The 19,593-nt window shown below is 70.1% G+C and carries 20 protein-coding genes; 4 read left to right on the forward strand and 16 right to left on the reverse strand.

Annotated elements, in window-relative coordinates; genetic code table 11:
- Positions 1 to 7: 7 nt before the first annotated feature.
- Positions 8 to 259 carry a hypothetical protein gene (locus VGL30_RS05070; protein WP_331537442.1) on the forward strand — a complete coding sequence of 84 codons (252 nt, stop codon included), beginning with the start codon at positions 8 to 10 and terminating at the stop codon, positions 257 to 259.
- An 18-nt stretch (positions 260 to 277) separates the two neighbouring features.
- On the opposite strand, the gene VGL30_RS05075 is transcribed toward VGL30_RS05070, so the two are convergent.
- Positions 278 to 649: a hypothetical protein gene (locus tag VGL30_RS05075; RefSeq protein WP_331537444.1), complete on the reverse strand. Its 372-nt coding sequence runs from the start codon at positions 647 to 649 to the stop codon at positions 278 to 280.
- Positions 650 to 876: 227 nt separating this feature from the next.
- On the opposite strand from VGL30_RS05075, the gene uvrA reads away from it, so the two are divergent.
- On the forward strand, positions 877 to 3,768 hold the full coding sequence (uvrA, locus tag VGL30_RS05080) for an excinuclease ABC subunit UvrA (protein WP_331537446.1): 2,892 nt from the start codon (positions 877 to 879) through the stop codon (positions 3,766 to 3,768).
- Between the two features lie 3 nt (positions 3,769 to 3,771).
- Here the strand turns inward: uvrA and VGL30_RS05085 are convergent, their stop codons facing one another.
- Positions 3,772 to 4,662, reverse strand: coding sequence for a hypothetical protein (locus VGL30_RS05085; RefSeq protein ID WP_331537448.1), 891 nt, complete (start codon positions 4,660 to 4,662; stop codon positions 3,772 to 3,774).
- Positions 4,663 to 4,793: 131 nt separating this feature from the next.
- Between VGL30_RS05085 and trmFO the strand changes: the two genes are divergently transcribed.
- Positions 4,794 to 6,194, forward strand: coding sequence for a methylenetetrahydrofolate--tRNA-(uracil(54)-C(5))-methyltransferase (FADH(2)-oxidizing) TrmFO (trmFO, locus tag VGL30_RS05090; protein WP_331537450.1), 1,401 nt, complete (start codon positions 4,794 to 4,796; stop codon positions 6,192 to 6,194).
- Positions 6,195 to 6,234: 40 nt separating this feature from the next.
- Here trmFO and VGL30_RS05095 read toward each other — a convergent pair whose 3' ends face one another.
- From VGL30_RS05095 to yajC, 7 genes are all read right to left on the reverse strand, one after another.
- On the reverse strand, positions 6,235 to 6,933 hold the full coding sequence (locus VGL30_RS05095) for a squalene/phytoene synthase family protein (RefSeq protein ID WP_331537452.1): 699 nt from the start codon (positions 6,931 to 6,933) through the stop codon (positions 6,235 to 6,237).
- 64 nt (positions 6,934 to 6,997) lie between these two features.
- Positions 6,998 to 7,603: a urate hydroxylase PuuD gene (locus VGL30_RS05100; protein WP_331537454.1), complete on the reverse strand. Its 606-nt coding sequence runs from the start codon at positions 7,601 to 7,603 to the stop codon at positions 6,998 to 7,000.
- Between the two features lie 79 nt (positions 7,604 to 7,682).
- The gene (locus VGL30_RS05105) at positions 7,683 to 8,591 is read right to left on the reverse strand and encodes an aldo/keto reductase (RefSeq protein WP_331537456.1); all 909 of its coding nucleotides are present in this window, start codon (positions 8,589 to 8,591) and stop codon (positions 7,683 to 7,685) included.
- A gap of 46 nt (positions 8,592 to 8,637) precedes the next feature.
- Entirely contained in the window at positions 8,638 to 8,997 is a 360-nt protein-coding gene (locus VGL30_RS05110) for an Mth938-like domain-containing protein (protein ID WP_331537458.1), read from the reverse strand.
- Positions 8,998 to 9,007: 10 nt separating this feature from the next.
- Positions 9,008 to 9,976, reverse strand: a complete 969-nt coding sequence (gene secF, locus VGL30_RS05115) for a protein translocase subunit SecF (protein WP_331537460.1) — start codon at positions 9,974 to 9,976, stop codon at positions 9,008 to 9,010.
- Between the two features lie 9 nt (positions 9,977 to 9,985).
- Positions 9,986 to 11,590, reverse strand: a complete 1,605-nt coding sequence (gene secD, locus VGL30_RS05120) for a protein translocase subunit SecD (RefSeq protein WP_331537463.1) — start codon at positions 11,588 to 11,590, stop codon at positions 9,986 to 9,988.
- A 15-nt stretch (positions 11,591 to 11,605) separates the two neighbouring features.
- Positions 11,606 to 11,953, reverse strand: coding sequence for a preprotein translocase subunit YajC (yajC, locus tag VGL30_RS05125; RefSeq protein WP_331537464.1), 348 nt, complete (start codon positions 11,951 to 11,953; stop codon positions 11,606 to 11,608).
- Between the two features lie 113 nt (positions 11,954 to 12,066).
- Between yajC and VGL30_RS05130 the strand changes: the two genes are divergently transcribed.
- A complete protein-coding gene (locus VGL30_RS05130) occupies positions 12,067 to 12,906 on the forward strand; it encodes an ATP-binding protein (RefSeq protein ID WP_331537465.1) in 840 nt (279 codons plus the stop codon).
- A gap of 349 nt (positions 12,907 to 13,255) precedes the next feature.
- Here VGL30_RS05130 and VGL30_RS05135 read toward each other — a convergent pair whose 3' ends face one another.
- From VGL30_RS05135 to tatA, 7 genes are all read right to left on the reverse strand, one after another.
- A complete protein-coding gene (locus VGL30_RS05135; RefSeq protein WP_331537466.1) occupies positions 13,256 to 14,746 on the reverse strand; it encodes a LysM peptidoglycan-binding domain-containing M23 family metallopeptidase in 1,491 nt (496 codons plus the stop codon).
- 93 nt (positions 14,747 to 14,839) lie between these two features.
- The gene (locus VGL30_RS05140; RefSeq protein WP_331537467.1) at positions 14,840 to 15,508 is read right to left on the reverse strand and encodes a protein-L-isoaspartate(D-aspartate) O-methyltransferase; all 669 of its coding nucleotides are present in this window, start codon (positions 15,506 to 15,508) and stop codon (positions 14,840 to 14,842) included.
- 2 nt (positions 15,509 to 15,510) lie between these two features.
- A complete protein-coding gene (gene surE / locus VGL30_RS05145) occupies positions 15,511 to 16,284 on the reverse strand; it encodes a 5'/3'-nucleotidase SurE (protein ID WP_331537468.1) in 774 nt (257 codons plus the stop codon).
- 184 nt (positions 16,285 to 16,468) lie between these two features.
- Positions 16,469 to 17,740, reverse strand: a complete 1,272-nt coding sequence (gene serS / locus VGL30_RS05150; protein ID WP_331537470.1) for a serine--tRNA ligase — start codon at positions 17,738 to 17,740, stop codon at positions 16,469 to 16,471.
- Between the two features lie 73 nt (positions 17,741 to 17,813).
- A complete protein-coding gene (gene tatC, locus VGL30_RS05155) occupies positions 17,814 to 18,704 on the reverse strand; it encodes a twin-arginine translocase subunit TatC (protein WP_331537472.1) in 891 nt (296 codons plus the stop codon).
- Complete coding sequence (gene tatB / locus VGL30_RS05160) at positions 18,701 to 19,195, reverse strand: Sec-independent protein translocase protein TatB (protein WP_331537474.1); 495 nt, start codon at positions 19,193 to 19,195, stop codon at positions 18,701 to 18,703. The genes tatC and tatB overlap by 4 nt, the downstream gene beginning before the upstream one ends.
- A 124-nt stretch (positions 19,196 to 19,319) precedes the next feature.
- A complete protein-coding gene (gene tatA / locus VGL30_RS05165; protein WP_331537476.1) occupies positions 19,320 to 19,520 on the reverse strand; it encodes a twin-arginine translocase TatA/TatE family subunit in 201 nt (66 codons plus the stop codon).
- Between the last annotated feature and the right edge of the window lie 73 nt (positions 19,521 to 19,593).

The raw sequence follows: 19,593 nt of genomic DNA on the forward strand, positions 1-19,593 counted from the left end.
GACGCCCGTGATCACACTGCAGCTCGAAGTCGTCGGAGACCGCGTCGGGATCATCCTGGACGAGGCGGCTCGCGCCGCCTTGAACGCCGAGGCCGGAGACCACGTCCACCTGCGCCGCACGCCCGAGGGCGAGCTGACGCTGGAGCGGGCCGGCGCCGACTACCAGGACCGGCACGAACGCAGCCGGGCCTTCCTCAAGCGCTATCGCCGCAGCCTCGACGTCTATTCGAGCCCGCAGGACGGCGCCGCGCAGCCGTAGCCGCGCGGCGAGGTCGGCTCAGCGCCCGTAATAGCCGTACGGCGCGCCGTAGCTGGTGTCGTAACGGCCGTAGCCGTTGTAATCGCGGCCGTAGTCCCCGCGGTCGTAGTAGCGGGCGTCGCGATAGTAGGGCCGGCGTTGGTTGTAGCTGCGGTGATAGCGGCGGTCCTTGTCGGTCGCCACGCCGATCAGGGCGCCGGCCGCGGCGCCCACGGCCACCGCGCCGCCGTCGCCCCTGCCCAGGGCCGCGCCGGCCGCGCCGCCGATCAGGGCGCCGACCAGGGCGCGTTCGGTCTTGCTGGCGGCCAGGGCGCCCGTAGCGGGCAGCAGCATCGCGCCGGTCACGGCGGCGGCGACGGCGATCCTGGCGGTCTTTCCGGTGAAGGTCATGGTCTGCTCTCCTTGTTCGCCGCCATGTGGCGGGAAGCGATGTTGGAGACATCTTGCCGGAGCCCGCTTGAACCCAACCTGAACCTTGGCGTTCAGCCGCCAGTCATCTCCGCGCGGCCTGGTTCGGGGATTTGTTCCCTATCCGTTCCCGTGTTATCCGTGAGTCGCGACGCCTACATTGAGGATCGGTCCCGGCTCGCCGCCGGGGCGGGCAGTTCCGGGACAGCATGGCCGACCAGCAGAGCTTCATCCGCGTGCGCGGGGCGCGCGAGCACAATCTGAAGAACGTCAGCGTGGACATCCCCCGCGGCGAGCTGGTGGTGCTCACCGGCCTGTCCGGCTCGGGCAAGAGCTCGCTGGCCTTCGACACCATCTACGCCGAGGGCCAGCGCCGCTATGTGGAAAGCCTGTCGGCCTACGCCCGCCAGTTCCTGGAGCTGATGGGCAAGCCCGACGTGGACCTGATCGAGGGCCTCTCGCCGGCCATCTCCATCGAGCAGAAGACCACCAGCCGCAATCCGCGCTCCACCGTGGGCACGGTGACCGAGATCCACGACTACATGCGCCTGCTCTGGGCGCGGGTGGGCGTGCCCTACTCCCCGGCCACCGGCCTGCCGATCGAAAGCCAGACGGTCAGCCAGATGGTCGACAAGCTGGCCGCCCTGCCAGAGGGCGAGCGGCTCTACCTGCTGGCGCCCGTGATCCGCGGCCGCAAGGGCGAATACAGGAAGGAGATCGCCGGCTGGCAGAAGCAGGGCTTCCAGCGGCTGAAGATCGACGGCGCGTACTACCCCATCGAGGACGCGCCGACGCTCGAGAAGAACAACAAGCACGACATCGACATCGTCGTGGACCGCCTGGTCACCAAGGCCGGACTGGAGAGCCGCTACGCCGACAGCCTCGAGACCGCGCTGAAGCTGGCCGAGGGCGTGGCGTTCGCCGAATGGGCCGACGTCAAGGACGGCGAGACCGAGGCGCGCCGGCTGATCTTCTCCGAGAAGTTCGCCTGCCCGGTCTCGGGCTTCACCATCAGCGAGATCGAGCCCAGGCTGTTCTCGTTCAACAACCCCTACGGCGCCTGCCCGGTCTGCGACGGCCTGGGCGCCAAGCTGACCTTCGACGCCAACCGGGTCGTGCCCGACAAGGACAAGACCCTGCACAAGGGCGCCATCGCCCCCTGGTCCAGGGGCCCCTCGCCGCTCTACACCCAGACCCTGCAGGCGCTCGCCCGCCACTACGGCTTCTCGATGGACGTTCCCTGGCGCGACCTGCCGGAGGCGGCCCGCCAGGTGATCCTGCGCGGCTCGGGCTCCGAGAAGATCCGCTTCATCTATGACGACAACGCCCGCAAGTACGAGGTCAACAAGACCTTCGAGGGCGTGCTGACCAACCTCGAGCGCCGCTGGCGCGAGACCGATTCGGCCTGGGTGCGCGAGGAGCTGGGCCGTTACCAGTCGGAGACGCCCTGCGAGGCCTGTGACGGCTACCGCCTGAAGCCCGAGGCCCTGGCGGTGAAGATCGCCGGCCGGCACATCGGCGAGGCCTCGCGCCTCTCCATCGACCACGCCAGGGCCTGGTTCGAGGCCCTGGAGACCGAGCTTACGCCCAAGCAGATGGAGATCGCCCGGCGGATCCTGAAGGAGATCACCGACCGGCTGCGCTTCCTGGTCAACGTCGGCCTGAACTACCTGAACCTGTCGCGCAACTCCGGCACCCTGTCGGGCGGCGAAAGCCAGCGGATCCGGCTGGCCAGCCAGATCGGCTCGGGCCTCACAGGCGTGCTCTACGTGCTGGACGAGCCCTCGATCGGCCTGCACCAGCGCGACAACCAGCGCCTGCTGGAAAGCCTGCGTGGCCTGCGCGACCTCGGCAACTCGGTGCTGGTCGTCGAGCACGACGAGGAGGCGATCCTCACCGCCGACTACGTCATCGACATGGGCCCGGCGGCCGGCGTCCACGGCGGCGAGATCGTCGCCCAGGGCCTGCCCGCCGACATCATGGCCGCGCCCGACAGCCTCACCGGCCAGTACCTGTCAGGCGCCCGCGAGATCCCGGTGCCGGAGGACCGCCGGCCGATCTCCAGGAAGAAGCTGCTGCGCATCACCGGGGCCACCGGCAACAACCTGAAGGGCGTCACCGCCGAGATCCCCGCCGGGACCTTCACCTGCGTCACCGGGGTCTCGGGGGGCGGCAAGTCCACCTTCACCATCGAGACCCTGTACAAGGCCGCCGCCCGCCGCCTGCACAACGCCGCCGACGCACCCGCGCCGCACGAGCGGATCGAAGGCCTGGAGCTGTTCGACAAGGTCATCGACATCGACCAGTCGCCCATCGGCCGCACCCCGAGGTCCAACCCGGCGACCTATACCGGCGCCTTCCAACCTATCCGCGACTGGTTCGCCGGCCTGCCGGAATCGAAGGCCCGCGGCTACGGGCCGGGACGCTTCTCGTTCAACGTCAAGGGCGGCCGCTGCGAAGCCTGCCAGGGCGACGGCCTGATCAAGATCGAGATGCACTTCCTGCCCGACGTCTACGTCACCTGCGATGTCTGCAAGGGCCACCGCTACAACCGCGAGACGCTGGAGATCCTGTTCAAGGGCAAGAGCATCGCCGACGTGCTGGACATGACGGTCGAGGAGGCCGCCGAGTTCTTCCGCGCCGTGCCGTCGGTGCGCGACAAGATGCAGACCCTGAAACGCGTCGGCCTGGGCTATGCGAAGGTCGGCCAGTCGGCCACCACCCTGTCCGGCGGCGAGGCCCAGCGGGTGAAGCTCTCCAAGGAGCTGTCGCGCCGCGCCACGGGGCGCACCCTCTACATCCTCGACGAACCCACTACCGGCCTGCACTTCGAAGACACCCGCAAGCTGCTGGAGGTGCTGCACGAACTGGTCGACCAGGGCAACACGGTGGTGGTGATCGAGCACAACCTCGACGTCATCAAGACCGCGGATTGGTTGATCGACTTCGGGCCGGAAGGCGGCGACGGCGGCGGCCGGATCGTGGCCAGCGGCACGCCGGAGGACGTCGCCGCCTGCCCCGAGAGCTGGACGGGTCGCTACCTCGCCGAAGTGCTGAGCCGCCACGAGGTCCGCCGCGGCGAACGCCGCAAGCGGGCTTGAGCGTCAGGATCCGAACGCCTCGGCGACACGCTCCGGCTGCACGGGCGCGATCCGCTGGTAGGCCACCGCCAGCGGGGCGTAGATCATCACCACCTGCAGTATCGGCAGCACGAGCTGGAGGATGAAGTTGGCGACGAACGCCAGCAGCCGTGCGGGCGAGAGCGAGGCGGGGTTCATGATCGCCTCGGCGCCCCCGGCGAGGGTGACGAACAGGTAGCCGATGATGCTGACCAGGATCCAGATCATCACATAGAAGATCACCGCCAGGACGATCATCCCGAACAGGCTCCAGAACCGGCCCCGGGTCATCCTCCAGGCGGCCGCCAGCGAAAACCGCTGCTCGGCGAAGGCCATGGGGGTCGCCAGGGAAAGCCGCACGCCCACCCAGATCATCAGCACCGCGGCGACGAGGCCGACGACTCCGAGGACCAGCGTGACCGGGCCGCCGCCGGCCCGCTGTCCCATGGCCACGATGATGTCGATCGCGAACAGGAAAGCCATGCCGATCGCGAACAGCAGCAGATGCACCAGCGCCAGCCGCAGCTCGTCACGCCCGAGCTTGAGGTGGGAAAAGCCCTTTTCGCTTGGCCGCAACACCAGGCGGTAGATCCCGGCGGTGAGCACCGCCAGCAGGAAGACCGCCGCCGCCAGCACCACCAGGAACGCGGGCCACGACTGCGCCAGCAGAGAGCCGAACGCCTCGGTGTCGCCCGACTGAAGTCGCTGTTCCTTCAGAAAGGTGATGAACTTCGGTCCGATGCCGACGATCATGATGATCGCCATTACCATGATGCCGGCGAAGTAGACCCCGCCCCACGCAAGGACCGTGCCTGGGCGCTCCCGCGTCAGCCGGAAGCCTTCAAGCGCCGCATCGCTGGGCGAAAAACTGTTCATGCCTGACCTTGGGCCGTCGTTCCTGACCGCAGGAACGAGTCGCACGTTCCTTTGGCTGCAAAGGCCTATAGCGCATCGTTTTGCGCAAGGCGCGGCTCGCGATCGGCCTGGAAGGTTGCTAGTTAGCGGCCATGTCCATTTCCCCCGTCCATGTGGTCGGCGGCGGCCTGGCAGGCTCCGAGGCCGCCTGGCAGATCGCCCAGGCCGGCGTCCCGGTCGTGCTGCACGAGATGCGCCCGGTGCGCGGCACCGACGCCCACCAGACCGAGAGCCTGGCCGAGCTGGTCTGCTCCAACTCCTTCCGCGCCGACGACTGGGAGAGCGCCGCGGTGGGTCTGCTGCACGCCGAGATGCGGGCGGCAGGCTCGCTGATCCTGAGCTGCGCCGACGCACACAAGGTCCCGGCGGGCGGCGCCCTGGCCGTGGACCGCGACGGTTTCTCCGCCGCGGTCACCGCCCGCCTGGCGGCCCATCCGGGCGTGAGCCTGGTGCGCGAGGAGGTGGCCGGCCTGCCGCCCGCCGACTGGGACAGCGTGATCCTCGCCACCGGCCCCCTCACCTCGCCGGCGCTCTCGGCGGCGATCCAGGACCTCACCGGCGAGGACCAGCTGTCCTTCTTCGACGCCATCGCCCCCATCGTCCTGCACGATTCGGTCGACATGGGCGTGGCCTGGCGCCAGTCGCGCTACGACAAGCCGGGTCCCGGCGGCGACGCGGAGGCCTACATCAACTGCCCGATGGACCGGGACCAGTACGAGGCCTTCGTCGATGCGGTGCTGGCCGGCCCCAAGACGGAGTTCAAGGCCTGGGAGAACGTCCCCTATTTCGACGGCTGCCTGCCCATCGAGGTGATGGCCGAGCGGGGGCGCGAGACGCTGCGCTTCGGGCCAATGAAGCCGGTGGGCCTGACCAACGCCCATGCGCCGCAGGAAAAGCCCTGCGCCGTGGTGCAGCTGCGCCAGGACAATGCGCTGGGCACCCTGTGGAACATGGTGGGTTTCCAGACCAAGCTGAAGCACGCCGCCCAGAGCGAGATCTTCCGCATGATCCCGGGCCTGGAGAAGGCGGTGTTCGCGCGGCTGGGCGGCCTGCATCGCAACACCTTCCTCAACAGCCCGCGCCTGCTGGACGTCTCCCTGCGACTGAAGGCCCAGCCGCGCCTGCGCTTCGCCGGCCAGGTGACCGGGGTGGAGGGCTATGTGGAAAGCGCCGCCATCGGCCTGCTGGCCGGCCGCTTCGCCGCCGCCGAGCGCCTGGGCCGCGCAGCCCTTGCGCCGCCCGCGACCACGGCCCTGGGCGCCCTGATCGCCCACGTCACCGGCGGGCACCTGGACGGCGGCAAGGGCTCGTTCCAGCCAATGAACATCAACTACGGCCTGATCCCGCCGATGGCCCCGCCCAAGCGCGACGCGGAGGGACGCCGGCTGGGCGCCAAGGAGAAGACGCGGGCCAAGAAGCGGCTGGTGGGGGAGCGGGCGCTGGCGGACCTGCGGGGCTGGCTGGGCGGCGTGGTCCAGCAGGCGGCGGAATGATCCTTCCTCCCTGTCCCGCGGGACAGGGAGGAAACGCGGCTCAGATCCGTCCGCGCGCCACCGCCCAGGTGAGCTTCAAGCGCTTGCCCAGCTCCGAACCGCCGGGCCTGCCGCTCGCCAGCGCGGCGTGCGCCACCGCCGGAAAGGCCGCGACGCCCAGGCGCCGCGCGTGGGCCCGCGCCGCGGCGAGCGCGTCCCGCAGCATCCCGGGACCCTCCGTACCCAGGTCGCCGGAGGCCAGCCTGCGGCCCAGCGCCCAGGCTGCGCCGGCCGGACGGGCGGCGTCGGCGCTTCCATGCGGATCGAGTATCCAGGCGGCGGCGACGGCGGCGGAGCCAGCGGTGTCTCCCGCCCACTGCAACGCCTCCTCTCCCGCCAGCGGAGCGGGCTCCAGCTCGCGGTAGCGTCCGTCGATCATCGTCTCCAGCGGCGTCCGCGACAGGCCGCGCCGGCGCACGACCTCCGCCAGGGCCTGGGCGGTGGGATGGCGCCGCACCGGGCGGTCCTCGAAGATCTCGTCCAGCGCCTCGCGCCACCAGGTCAGGCGGATCTCGCCCAGCAGCGCGCTGGAGGCCACCTTCGGCGCGCGCGCCAGCTCGTGGTCGAAGGCGTAGACCGCCACCACGTCGACGCGGGCCGCCGCATCGGCGATGAAGCGGCTGGAGAGCCAGCGGTCAGGGTCGACCCGGCGCACCAGGGCGTCGAGGTCGGAGCCTTCCAGATCGGCGGCGTCGGTCATCGGGCTCACGCAGAAAGGCCCGCCCCGAGGGCGGGCCTTCCGTAGCGCAATCCGCCTTTGGGCGTCAGCCGAAGATCGTCTGGTTCATGGTCATGGTGGCCAGCATCGGGATCGACAGCAGGGTGTTGGTCCGCGAGAACAGCATGGCCTTGCGGGTCGCTGCCGCCTTGGCGTCCGCGTCGCCCTCCACCAGCCCCAGCGCGATCTTCTGCGCCGGCCAGATGAACGCCCAGACGTTGATGAACATCACCGTGGCCAGCCACATGCCGACGCCGATGAAGCTGTGCTGCGGCACCTTGAAGCCTTCGGTGGCCCCGAGCGTCACGGCCTGCATGAAATAGCCGCGGTTGATGGCCAGGATCACGCCCATCACCCAGGTGAACAGCGCCGCCCAGCGGAACCAGAACAGCGCCTCGGGCGCGATGAACTTGGAAATCGCAGGCTTCAGCTCGGCCGGGATCTCCGGCATTTTTCGGATCTGGACGAAATTGAAGTAATAGAGCAGCCCGATCCAAAGAATGCCGAATGTCACGTGCAGGAAGCGGAACACCGCCTGCCAGAACGTCGCGTCCATCGAGCCGTAGTGGATTTCGTAGCCCGCAATCAACACCAGCGCGAGAATGAACGCGACAATCAGCGTGTTGCGGAGATTCGACAGAAGTCCGGCCATTTGGTTCCCCTCACGATTCCAATCCCTGCCGGAGGTATAGGAGGTTTCAACCCCGCCGAAAAGCGACAGACCGTGGGCTTCAGAGTCCCGACACGCTGTCGACCCGCCCGAAAGCCTGCTCCAGCCGTTGCAGCACGCCGGCCGGCAGCGGCGGCCCCAGGATCGCCGCGACGTTCTCGCTCAGGTGCCGGGGATCGCCGGTCCCCGTGAGGATGACGTCCGCCCCCGCCTCGTGGCGACAGAATCGGTAAGCGGCTTCGACCACGGAGCCCGCGCCGGCCGACCGGGTGACGAAGTCCAGCGGATCGTCCGGGTTCACCGCGTCGGGCGCTACCTGGCCCTCGGCGACCAGCGTGGCGACCAGTTCGCGCAGCACCTCAGGCCGGCTGAGCGCGCGGCGGACGGCGAACATGATCTGCGTCCCCACATCCGCGACCCGGGTCAGCGGAAACACCGACCGGCGGGCCGACGGGTTGAGCAGGTTGAACCCCACCATCACCACGTCGAAGATCCCGTCGGGCACGGCGCGCGCCAGCATCTCGTGCCGGGTGTCGGTCTGGAAAAGCTCGGTGACGCCCAGGAACCGGATCTTGCCCGCCTGCTGCTGGCGACGCAGTTCCGGGACGAGCCGTTCGACCACCTCGTCGTAGTCGTCGGGCCGCACCGCATGCAGGTTGAACAGGTCGATGCGGTCAGTGCGCAGCTGGCGCAGGCCGTCTTCGATGCGTCCGGCCAGATCGGCGGGCGCAAGCCATTCGCCGCCACCCGCCTGCCGGACGGTGCACTTGGTGGAGATGAACACCCCGTCCCGCCGTCCGGCGACGCCCAGGCCCACGGCGGCCTCGGTGCCGTAGGCCTGGGCGGTGTCGATGAAGGTGACACCCAGGTCGAGCGCGTGGCGGACCAGGTCCGCGGCCTGTTCGGTCGTCGCGCCCCGGGCCATCCCCAGCCGGCTGTTGCCGCCGCAGCCGAGACCGGCGACACTCACCTCCGCGCCTGTGCGCCCTAGCCGAACCGTCTGCATCCGCGCCCCCTCAGATGGCGATCAGCGCCGCCGCCAGCCTTCGCCCTTCAGCGGTGAGCACATTGTAGAGCCGCGCGGCCGCGGCGGTGTCCATGAATTCCAGGCCCATGCCGGCCCCGGCCAGCGCGTCGCGCACCGCCCGCGGCGGCAGGGCGTTGGCGGGCCCGGTCCCCAGCAGCAGGAACTCCACCTCGTGGCGGCCAGCGGCGAAGACCGGCGCCAGCGAGTCGACGGTCAGCTCCGCCATGGCGGCCACCGCCCAGGCCTGGGCCGCGTCCTGCACGATCAGCAGCGACCCGGCCCGCCACGCGCCCGACAAGCGGAAGCCGCCCTGGCCGTAGGCGTCGATGGAGGGCGCGTCGCGGGCCACGCCGGCGGCCTCAGGCCCGCAGGTTGGCCGGCTTCAGGGGCTCGGCCTCTTCCTCGCCGCGCTTCAGGCCCCACAGGAGGATCACCGGCGCGGCGACGTAGATCGACGAATAGGTGCCGATGACGATCCCGAACATCAGGATCAGCGACATGCCGAACAGCGTCGGCCCGCCGAACACCGCCAGGCCGCCCAGCGCCAGCAGGGCGGTCAGGCCGGTGATGATGGTGCGCGAGAGGGTCTCGTTGATGGAGAGGTCGATCACCTCGCGCAGCGGCATCTTCTTGTATTTGCGCAGGTTCTCCCGCAGCCGGTCGAACACCACGACCGTATCGTTCATCGAATAGCCGATGATGGTCAGGATCGCGGCGATGGTGGTCAGGCTGAATTCCAGCTTGGTCACCGCGATCAGGCCGAAGGTCAGGATCACGTCGTGGAACAGGGCCATCACCGCGCCCAGGCCGAACTGCACCTCGAAGCGGAACCAGATGTAGATCAGCATCAGGCCGATCGCGAGGCCCAGGGCCAGCAGTCCCTTGCCGAACAGCTCGCCGGAGACCTTCGGCCCCACCACGTCGGTGCGGGAGAACTTCACGTCGCCCAGCACCCGCCGGATCTCGGTCTTCACCTTCTCCGCCGTCCCGGTGGGGTCGGCGCCCTCAGGCGTCTGGAAGCGGACCATCGCCTGGGATGCGGAGCCGAAGGCCTGCACCTGCACGTCGCCCATGTTCATGGCCGACAGCGCGGCGCGCACCGCGCCCAGGTCCACCGGCCTGGGCGCGGTGGAGACTTCCAGCACCGAGCCGCCCTTGAAGTCGATGCCGCAGGTCAGGCCGCCGCAGGGGGGCTTGAACGGAAAGACGGTGACCGCGAGGGAAGCGGCCACGGCCAGGATCGAGGCCACCGCCGCCAGGCGCGCGAAGGCCACGAAGCGGAAGTGCGTCTTGGTCGGAACGATCTTGATCAGCGGCCAGAAGGACATCGGTCGACCTTACGAAATCGGTAGGGTTTTCGGACGCGCGGCGCGGAACCACAGCGCGAGAAGCACCTGGGTGATCAGGACGGCGGTGAACACCGAGGTCAGCACCCCGATGAACAGGGTGAGCGCGAAGCCCTTCACCGCGCCGGAACCGACGTTGAACATGATCAGCGCCGCCAGGATGGTGGTCACGTTGGCGTCGACGATGGTCACCATCGCCCGGGAGAAGCCGGCGTCCATCGAGGCGATGACGCTGCGCCCGGCCCGGAGCTCGTCGCGCATCCGCTCGTAGATCAGCACGTTGGCGTCGACGGCCACGGCCAGGGTCAGGATCAGGCCGGCGATGCCGGGAAGCGTCAGCGTGCCCTGGGTGAACGACATGGTGGCGACAATCAGCAGGCCGTTGATCATCAGGGCCACCACCGAGATGCCGCCGAACAGGCCGCCGTAGCTCAGCAGCATGAACACCAGGATGGCCACGAAGCCCACCGCGGTGGAGAGCTGGCCGGCCCGCACAGCGTCGGCCCCCAGCTCGGCCCCCACCGTGCGCTGCTCCACCACGTCCAGCGGCGCCGGCAGGGCGCCGGCGCGCAGCAGCACCGCCAGGTCGTTGGCGGACTGTTCGGTGAAGTTGCCGGTGATCTGGCCGGAGCCGCCGGTGATCGCGCCCTGGATGACCGGGGCGGAGATGATCTTGTTGTCGAGGACGATGGCGAACCGCTTGCCGATGTTCTGGCTGGTGGCGTCGCCGAATCGCCGGCCCCCCTGGCCGTTGAAGCGGAAGGTCACCACCGGCCGCCCCGTCTGCTGGTCGAAGCGCATCTGGGCGTCGGTCAGCATGCCGCCGTCCACCAGGGCCCGCTTGCGCACCAGGTAGCTGGGCGCATAGCCGTCCTCGCTGGGCAGCACCTGCGAGCCGGGGGGCACACGGCCGGCGGCGACGTCGGCCGGCGTGACGGTCTCGTCCACCATCTGGAAGGTCAGCTTGGCGGTCTTGCCGATCACCGCGCGCAGCCGCTCGGGGTCGCTCTCGCCCGGCGCCTGCACCACGATGCGGTTGACGCCCTGGCGGATGATGGTGGGCTCGCGGGTGCCCAGCTCGTCGATCCGGCGGCGGATGATCTCGATGGACTGGGTCACCGCCTGGTTGGCTTCGGCGTTCACCGCATCCTGCACGAAGGCGATGCGGATGCGCTGGTCCGGCGCGGTGGACAGCGTCACGTCGCGTCCGCCCGCCACGCCGGCGAGCGGCGAGCCCACCGCCTTGCGCAGCGCGTTGCTTGCCGCCGCCACCTGGCCCGGATCGGTGATCCGCACCGTCACCTCGCCGTTCACGACCGCGAGCTCCGTGAACGGGATCTGGGCGTCGCGCAGGGTCTTGCGCGCATCCTCGATCAGGTTGGTGAGCTTCTCGGCCCTCAGCGCGGCGGTGTTCACCTCCAGCATCAGGTAGGAGCCGCCCTGCAGGTCCAGCCCCAGGTTCAGCTTCTTGTGCGGCAGGAAGGCCGGGACCGCGTCGAGGACCTTCTGGGGCAGCACGTTCGGCAGCGTGAACAGCACGCCGAGAATGACCGAGAGGACCGTGACGACGATCTTCCAGCGCGAAAGATTCATCATGGGCGGGCGGGCGCCTTAGGACTTGGAATCGTTGGCCGGCGCCGGCTCGCCGCGCACGCGCACCTCGCCGATCATGGATTTCACGACCTTGACGGTGACCCCGGTGGCGATCTCGATCCCCGCCTCCTTGTCCTCCACCCGCACGACCTTGCCGATCATCCCGTCGTTCAGCACCACCTGGTCGCCCCGCTTCAGGCTGGCCACCATCTGCTGGTGCTGCTTCATCCGCTGCTGCTGCGGACGGATCATCAGGAAGTAGAACAGGACGGCGAGCGCGATCAGCGGCAGGAACTGGATCAGCATGGCCTGTGGGCCGGCCGCCGCGGCCCCGGCGGTCTGTGCGAAAGCGGGGGTGGCGAACATTAGGTCTCCGGCGAAGCCCCGAGCGGCCCGATGCGCCCGGTTTCAAGTCGGCGGAAACTATGCGGCGTCGCCTGCTTTTGCAATGGAACGCCCCGGCGGATAAGCAGCGCCCTATGGAGCCGCAACTCGCCCCCCTGCTCGCCCGCATCGCCGAGGCCCTCGAGCGCCTTGCCCCCCCGCCGGCCACGCCTGCGGATTTCACCCAGGCGCGCCTGTTCCGCCACGAGCCGGCCTCGGGCCGCTTCATCCCCGCCCCGGACTATCCCTTGCCGCTGGCGGCGCTGGTCGGCGTGGAGCGGCAGAGGGACCGGTTCGTGGAGAACCTGCGCCGCTTCGCCCGCGGCCTGCCTTCCAACCACGCCCTGCTGTGGGGCGTACGCGGCACCGGCAAGAGCTCGCTGGCCAAGGCCGCCTTCATGGCCGTCGCGGCCGAAGCCCCCGAGCTGCGGCTGGTGGAGGTGGACCGCGACGAGGTCACCGCCCTGCCCGTCCTGTTCGACGCCCTGCGCGCCCGCCCGGAGCGCTTCCTGGTGCTGTGCGACGACCTGTCCTTCGAGGAGGGCGCGGCTGCGGCCAAGGCGTTGAAGTCGGCCCTGGAGGGCGGCGTCTCCGGCCCTCCGGCCAATGTGCTATTCGTGGCCACCTCCAACCGCCGCCACCTGATGCCCCGCGGCCACGCCGAGGACCGCGGCCTGATCGCCACGGCGGAGGACGCCGAGGAGGAGGTCAGCGTCTCCGACCGCTTCGGCCTGTGGATCGGCTTCCCGCCCATGGAGCAGCCGGTCTACCTGGCGGCGGTGGCGGCCTACGCCGAGCGCTACGGCCTGGCCGACCCCGAGCTGGAGCGCCGGGCCCTGCAATGGGCGCAGCTGCGCGGCGGCCGCTCCGGCCGCGTCGCCTGGCAGTTCATCCGCGACCTGGCCGGCGAGCAAGGCAAGGCCCTGCCGCTGTAGGGCTCCGCGACCGGCTATCCGCTTACACCCCTTTACGAGACAAGCGGTTTCCGGGATCGTAAACAGCACTTCTGAATTTCGATAAATATACATTTAATCAATGTCTTGAGTGATATCAAATCCGCTTAGAGGGTGATTGGCGTTAAACACCTCGCCGGGCTCCGTCCCGGCGGCGGCGGCATGCGCTTGAACCGCAGCAGGGCGAAATCGTCCGCGGACGCGGGGCCTGGGAATTTTACCTCAGGCCGTGCTGCGCTACAAGAACATTATGAGAACACTTCTGCCGGTCTCCAGGCGGCTTTCCCTTCCCCGAGGGAGCCTCCGGGGGAAAGGAGTTCGATCGACGCCCTTACTTCGGCAGCACCAGGTTCGGGTCGATCGGCCGGGCGCGATCGGCCGGCGTCGGGGCGTAGCGCACCTCGAAGTGCATCTGCGGCTCGGTCACCCCGCCGGTGGCGCCCACCGTGCCGAGCTGCTGACCCTGCGCCACCTTCTGCTGCATCTTCACGTCGGACCGCGCCAGGTGGCCATAGGCCGTGACCCAGCCGTCGGCGTGCTTGACCAGCACCAGGTTGCCGAAGCCCGGCACCTGGTCGCCGGCATAGACGACGTCGCCCGCCGCCGCCGCGCGCACCGGCTCGCCGGCGCCGACGCGGATGTTGATCCCGTCGTTGCGCTGTCCCGTTCCCTTGGGCCCGAAGCCCGAGATGATCTCGCCGCGCACCGGCCACAGGAAGCGCCCACGGCCCAGGTCCGAGATCTGCTGGTCGGTCAGCATCGGCGTGGTCGGCACGATCGCCCCGGTCGCCGGCGGCGGGATCGTCCGCGACGGCGGAGCGGGCGGCGGCGGCAGCGGACGGTAAGGCGTGGTCGCGGGCGGCGGCGGGACATAGGCCGGGCGGGTCGGCGGAGCCGCGGCGGGCGGATAGTAGGGCGGCCGCGGCGTGGGTGCGAAAGGCGGCGGCACGTAGGCGGGCGGCGGCGCGGGGGCCGGCGCGGGCGGCGTGTAGGCCGGCGGCGGCGCGGCGGCAGGCGGCGTATAGGCCGGGCGCGAGGGTGGCGGCGGCGGCGCGGGGATCGTCACCTTGGTGGTGGTCTTGATCGGGCCCTTGTCCTTGAAGTCCTCCGGCAGGCGGACCTTCTGGCCGGGCTTCAGGCCTGCGCCGGGCTTCAGACCGTTTTCCTCGCCCAACGCCTTGGCGGTGACGCCGAAGCGCTTGCCGATGGAGAACAGGGTGTCGCCCGCGCCCACCGCATAGGCCTTGCGCCTGGTGACCGGCCCCTTCAGCTCCTGGCCCGGGTGCAGGAGGTAGGGGGGCTTGAGCTTGTTGTCCTTGGCCAGCGTCTCATGGTCGACGCCCAGCTTGCGGCCGATGGCGTCAAGGTTGTCCCGCTTCTCCACCGTGTAGGTCACGCGCGGGCCGTCCACGTCGACGACCTTGCCGGTGACCGTCGTCCTGGTGACCGTCTGGGTCCGCGGGGGCGGCGCCGGCGGCGGGGGCGGCGGCAGGGGCTGGTAGACCTGCGGCGGCGGGGTGTAGGCCGGCGGCGGCGGCGGCGGCGCGGGGGGCGCCGGCGGCGTCGAGGGCGTCACGTATCCCGGCTGGTTGGACCCGGCGGGCGGCAGGGTGCGGCCTTCGATCGGGCTGGTCGGCCGGGCCTGCGAGGGCGCCGCGGGCGGGGCTGACGGCGGGGCCGGCGCCGGGGGGACGGGAAGCTGCACGGGATAATGCGGCCTCGGGGGCGGCCCCTGCCCCTCGAACGGCTCATAGGTCGAACAGGCCGCGAGCGACGAGGCGCCCGCAAGAATCAGAGCCGTCCGTCTCAGGAATTGGGTCATCGCCGCTCCTGCCAGCCAAGCATCAGTCGGGGCGCCTTGGTTGACGAATCGTTAAGGCCGTTCCCGCGTGCAACCGCCGATCCCCCCACAGACTCACAGCTCCTTGGCCACGCCGTCGAGCAGCGGCACGAAGCGGACCTCCGTCAGCACCTCGACGGCGAAGCCCCCCTTGCCGTCGCCCGTGTAGCGGCGAAGGCTCTGGACGGGCCCCTTGCCGATCGGCGCCACCAGCACGCCCGCGGGCTTCAGCTGGGCCAGCAGCGTCTTGGGTTCGTCCGGCGCCGCCGCCGTGACCATAATGCGGTCGAAAGGCGCCTGCTCGGGCCAGCCGTCGCCGCCGTCCCCGAAGCGGGTGATGATGTTGGTCAGCCCCAGCGCCGCAAAACGCGTCTGCGCCTCGGCCATCAGGGTGCGGTAGCGCTCCACAGTATAGACCAGCCGGGCCACCTTCGAGAGGATGGCGCTCTGGTAGCCGGAGCCGGTGCCGATCTCCAGCACCCGCGAGCGCGGCTCCAGCCGCAACGCCTGGGTCATCAGGCCGACGATGAACGGCTGGCTGATGGTCTGGCCGCAGGCGATCGGCAGGGCCGAATCCTCCCACGAGCGGGCCTTGAACAGCTCGGGCGTGAACAGGTCGCGCGGCGTCGTCTCGATGGCCGTCAGCACGGCCGGGTGCGTCACCCCCTGCGAGCGCAGGGCGAGGATCAGCCGGGCGAGCCGTTCTTCGGGCGTCTCTTCGTCTTCGGCCATGGGCTGGGCCATCTTCAAAGCATGGGCGGGGCGCCGCCCAGTACGGACTTCAGGTCGTGCACTGTGGGCATGTGGGTCAGGTCGATGTGCAGGGGGGTGACGGAGATGCGGCCCTCGTAGATCGCCCGCAGGTCGACGCCTTCCGGCGGCTGCGAGCGTTCCTGGCGGAATCCCACCCAGTAGTAGTCGCGGCCGCGCAGGTCGGTGCGCTTCTCCGCATGGCGCACCTGCACGTCGCGGAAGCCCTGGCGCGTCACCTCGACCGCCTTGATCTCGCCGGGCGGCAGGGCCGGGAAGTTGACGTTGATCACCACGCCGGCCGGCCAGCCGGCCTCGACCAGCTTGCGCACCACGCCGGGGGCGAAGGCCTCGGCCGGGGCGAAGACGCCCTCCTCGTCCGGGCGCCAGGCCTGCGACAGCGCGATCCCGGGGACCCCCATGGCCATCGCCTCGATGGCGCCGGCCACGGTGCCGGACATGGTCACGTCCTCGGCCAGGTTGGCGCCGCGGTTGACGCCCGACAGCACCAGGTCCGGCCGCGGCCCCTCGACCAGCTCGCCCAGGGCCAGCATCACGCAGTCGGTCGGCGTGCCGCTGACCGCGAAGCGCCTCTCGCCCACCGTGCGCACCCGGATGGGCTCGGCCAGCGTCAGCGCCCGCGAGGCGCCGGACTGCTCGTATTCCGGCGCGCAGATCCAGATGTCGTCGGACAGCGTCCTGGCGATCCTCTCCAGCGCCGCCAGTCCCTCGGCGTGGATCCCGTCGTCGTTGGTGAGCAGGATGCGCATCAGAGCGACCTTTCCTCCCACGTCCCGCAGAGGACGGGGGAGGTGGCGCGCCCCGCAGAGGGCGTGACGGTGGGGGCGGCCGACGCACGGCGCCAAGTCGCGCCCCCTCCACCACCCGCTCTTCGGCGGGCGGTCCCCCTCCCCCGTCCTCTGCGGGACGTGGGAGGAAAGAGGGCGTTGCGGCTCACGCGTTTCCCCCGATGTGGGTCAGGCCCGGCAGGTAGGGGTGCAGGGCCCGGGGGACGGCGATGCGGCCGCCTTCGTCCTGGCAGGTCTCCATCACGGCCACCAGGGTGCGGCCGACCGCCAGGCCCGAGCCGTTCAGGGTGTGGACGAAGCGGGTGCCCTTGTCGCCGGCCGCCTTGGTGCGGGCGTCCATCCGGCGGGCCTGGAAGTCGCCGCAGTCGGAGAGCGAGCTGATCTCGCGGTAGCGGCCCTCGGACGGCAGCCAGACCTCCAGGTCGTAGGTCTTGCGCGCCGAGAAACCCATGTCGCCGGCGCAGAGCAGCATGGTGCGGAACGGCAGCTCGAGCGCCTTCAGCACCGCCTCGGCGCAGGCCACCATCCGCTCGTGCTCGTCCGCCGAGGCTTCGGGCGTGGTGATCGAGACCAGCTCGACCTTGTTGAACTGGTGCTGGCGGATCATACCGCGGGTGTCGCGCCCCGAAGCGCCGGCCTCCGAACGGAAGCAGGGCGTCAGGGCGGCGAACCGCAGCGGCAGCGCCTCCTCCGGGGTGATCTGCTCGCGCACCAGGTTGGTCAGCGAGACCTCGGCGGTGGGGATCAGCCAGCGGCCCTCGGTGGTGTGGAACAGGTCCTCGGCGAACTTCGGCAGCTGGCCGGTGCCGAACGCCGCCTCGTCGCGGACCAGGAGCGGCGGCGACACCTCGGTGTAGCCGTGCTGCTGCGTCTGCAGGTCGAGCATGAACTGGCCCAGCGCCCGCTCCAGCCGGGCGAGCTGGCCCTTCAGCACCACGAAGCGCGAGCCGCTCATCCGGGCGGCGGCTTCGAAGTCCATCAGCCCGAGCGCCTCGCCCAGGTCGGCGTGGTTCCTCGGCGAGGCGATGGCGTTGAACTCGCCCCAGCGGCGGACCTCGACGTTGGCATGTTCGTCCTCGCCGGGGGGGACGTCGGAGGCGGGCATGTTGGGCAAGGCGGCCAGCAGGTCGCGCAGTTCCTCGGCTGTCCTCGTCGCGATCTCGGACGTCGCAGCTTCAAGGTCACGCCGCAATTGCAGCAAACGCTCGGCTTCAGCCTCGTCCTTTTTGGACTTCGCGATGCCAATCTGTTTGGAAAGTTCGTTTCGCCGCGCCTGGGCCGTTTGCGCCAGCGCCTGCTCTCGTCGCAGTTCTTCGTCCAGCGCCAGGATCGCCTGGGTCTTGCCGGACAGCCCCTTCAAGCCCCAGGCGCGCTCATAGGCCTCGGGATTGTCGCGGATGGCCTTGATGTCGTGCATTGGGGCGCCGGCGGTGGGGGACGAGCCGCCCTTCCTAGAGCGCGTCGCGGGGGGCGCCAAGGGCGGGCGCGGCTTAGACCGGCACGATGTCCCGGCGCGCTTCCTCGCGGCGCCGGCTGCGCTCGATCAGGGCGACGCACCAGATCGAGACCTCGTAGAGCAGGATGATCGGGATCGCCAGCAGGGTCTGGCTGATCGGGTCCGGCGGCGTCACCACGGCGGCCACCACGAAGACCGCGACGATGGCGTAGCGCCGCCCCTGCGACAGCATCCTGGCCGTGACGATCCCGGCCATGCCCAGCAGGCTGAGGACGATCGGGAGCTGGAAGCAGAGGCCGAAGGCCAGCAGCAGGGTGGTGACCAGGGTCAGGTAGTCGGAAACCTTGGGCAACAGCTCCACCGAGATCGCGCCGGCGCCCACGATCTGCTGCGACAGCGAGAACCACAGCACGAACGGCAGGATCATGAAGTAGACCAGCGCCGCGCCCGCCGCGAACAGGACCGGCGCGGCCACCAGGAACGGCAGGAAGGCTCGCCGCTCGCGCCGGTAGAGGCCGGGCGCCACGAAGGCGTAGACCTGCCAGGCCAGGATCGGGAAGGTCACCACCACCGCGCCGAAGCCCGCCAGCTTCAGCTTGGTGAAGAAGAACTCCAGCGGGGCGGTGAACACCAGCTTCAGCCCGGCGCCCGCGACGCTGGGAACTTCCTTCAGGCCGATCAGCGCCAGCAGCAGGTCGAAGGCGCCGTGGTTGTGACCCTGCTTCTGGGCGGCCAAGAGTTGGGCGGCGATCTCGAAGGGGTGCAGCAAGGCGATGTAGATCTGCTTGGAGAAGGCGAAACAGACCGCGAAGCCGACCAGCAGGGCGACGACGCTGACGATAAGCCGCCGGCGCAGCTCGATCAGGTGGTCGAGCAGCGGCGCCCGCGAGGCCTCGATCTCCGATTCGTCGGGTTCGTGGGTCACGCGACCGTCCCGGAGCGCCTGGCGCGCGGCTTCGGGGGAGTCGTCTTGCCGCCGTCAGGCTCGGCGGCGGCCTTCCTCGGCGCCTTGTGGGGCTTCGGCGGGGCCGCCTCAACGACCGGCGCGGGCTCGGCCGGCGCGGGCTCCGGGGCGGCTGCGCTCTGCATGTAGGCCGGCTGCGGAGCCATGCCGTCGTGGATTTCCTGGCGGATCTCGTCGAACGTCTGAGCCACTTCAGCCTCGCCGGCGTGCAGGGAGGCCATCTCGGCCGCCTGGCCGCGGCGCATGGCCTCGACCTCGCGGCGCAACTCGTCCAGCTCGGACTGGCGGGCCATCTCGTCGAAGCTGGCGCGGAACTCGGCGGCCATGCCCCGCAGCTTGGCCAGCATCTGCCCCAGCTTGCGCAGCAGCATGGGCAGGTCCTTCGGTCCCACCACGATGAGCGCCACGACGGCGATCACCAGCAGTTCCGAGGCGCCGATTTCGGGAAGCATGGACTTGGCGCGCCTTCAGCTTGAGCGTCCGTCGAGGCGGGCGCGGGTCACGGCTTGCGCGAATTCCGCGCGACGCCGCTCTAGACGACGAACCTCCGGGCGATCAAGCGCCCGGCGTCGGCCCTCAGTCCTTGCCGCCCTCGACGCTCGGCGTCGGCTTGACGACGGGCTTGTCCGCCTCGTCCTCGCCTTTCAGCCCGTCCTTGAACGCACGCACGCCCTTGGCGGCGTCGCCCATGATCGAGGACAGCTTGCCGCGGCCCCCGAACAGCAGCAGCACGACCACCGCCACGAGGATCCAGTGAATGGGTTGAAACGCGCCCATGGTGTCAAACTCCGGTTGGCGGCGACGGCCGCCCATGCGCTGCGCCCGCTCAGTCGAAAGGGAATATAATAGG

This window comes from Phenylobacterium sp. (assembly GCF_036502675.1).
Lineage (GTDB): Bacteria > Pseudomonadota > Alphaproteobacteria > Caulobacterales > Caulobacteraceae > Phenylobacterium.

What these genes read in the sequence shown, in the direction of transcription:
- VGL30_RS05095 (WP_331537452.1), bottom strand. Translation starts at nt 6,933, where the DNA reads ATGACCGACGCCGCCGATCTGGAAGGCTCCGACCTCGACGCCCTGGTG.
- tatA (WP_331537476.1), bottom strand. Translation starts at nt 19,520, where the DNA reads ATGGGCGCGTTTCAACCCATTCACTGGATCCTCGTGGCGGTGGTCGTG.
- VGL30_RS05130 (WP_331537465.1), top strand. Translation starts at nt 12,067, where the DNA reads ATGGAGCCGCAACTCGCCCCCCTGCTCGCCCGCATCGCCGAGGCCCTC.
- secD (WP_331537463.1), bottom strand. Translation starts at nt 11,590, where the DNA reads ATGATGAATCTTTCGCGCTGGAAGATCGTCGTCACGGTCCTCTCGGTC.
- VGL30_RS05085 (WP_331537448.1), bottom strand. Translation starts at nt 4,662, where the DNA reads ATGAACAGTTTTTCGCCCAGCGATGCGGCGCTTGAAGGCTTCCGGCTG.
- VGL30_RS05140 (WP_331537467.1), bottom strand. Translation starts at nt 15,508, where the DNA reads ATGGCCCAGCCCATGGCCGAAGACGAAGAGACGCCCGAAGAACGGCTC.
- tatB (WP_331537474.1), bottom strand. Translation starts at nt 19,195, where the DNA reads ATGCTTCCCGAAATCGGCGCCTCGGAACTGCTGGTGATCGCCGTCGTG.
- VGL30_RS05100 (WP_331537454.1), bottom strand. Translation starts at nt 7,603, where the DNA reads ATGGCCGGACTTCTGTCGAATCTCCGCAACACGCTGATTGTCGCGTTC.
- VGL30_RS05075 (WP_331537444.1), bottom strand. Translation starts at nt 649, where the DNA reads ATGACCTTCACCGGAAAGACCGCCAGGATCGCCGTCGCCGCCGCCGTG.
- trmFO (WP_331537450.1), top strand. Translation starts at nt 4,794, where the DNA reads ATGTCCATTTCCCCCGTCCATGTGGTCGGCGGCGGCCTGGCAGGCTCC.
- surE (WP_331537468.1), bottom strand. Translation starts at nt 16,284, where the DNA reads ATGCGCATCCTGCTCACCAACGACGACGGGATCCACGCCGAGGGACTG.
- serS (WP_331537470.1), bottom strand. Translation starts at nt 17,740, where the DNA reads ATGCACGACATCAAGGCCATCCGCGACAATCCCGAGGCCTATGAGCGC.
- uvrA (WP_331537446.1), top strand. Translation starts at nt 877, where the DNA reads ATGGCCGACCAGCAGAGCTTCATCCGCGTGCGCGGGGCGCGCGAGCAC.
- yajC (WP_331537464.1), bottom strand. Translation starts at nt 11,953, where the DNA reads ATGTTCGCCACCCCCGCTTTCGCACAGACCGCCGGGGCCGCGGCGGCC.
- secF (WP_331537460.1), bottom strand. Translation starts at nt 9,976, where the DNA reads ATGTCCTTCTGGCCGCTGATCAAGATCGTTCCGACCAAGACGCACTTC.
- VGL30_RS05135 (WP_331537466.1), bottom strand. Translation starts at nt 14,746, where the DNA reads ATGACCCAATTCCTGAGACGGACGGCTCTGATTCTTGCGGGCGCCTCG.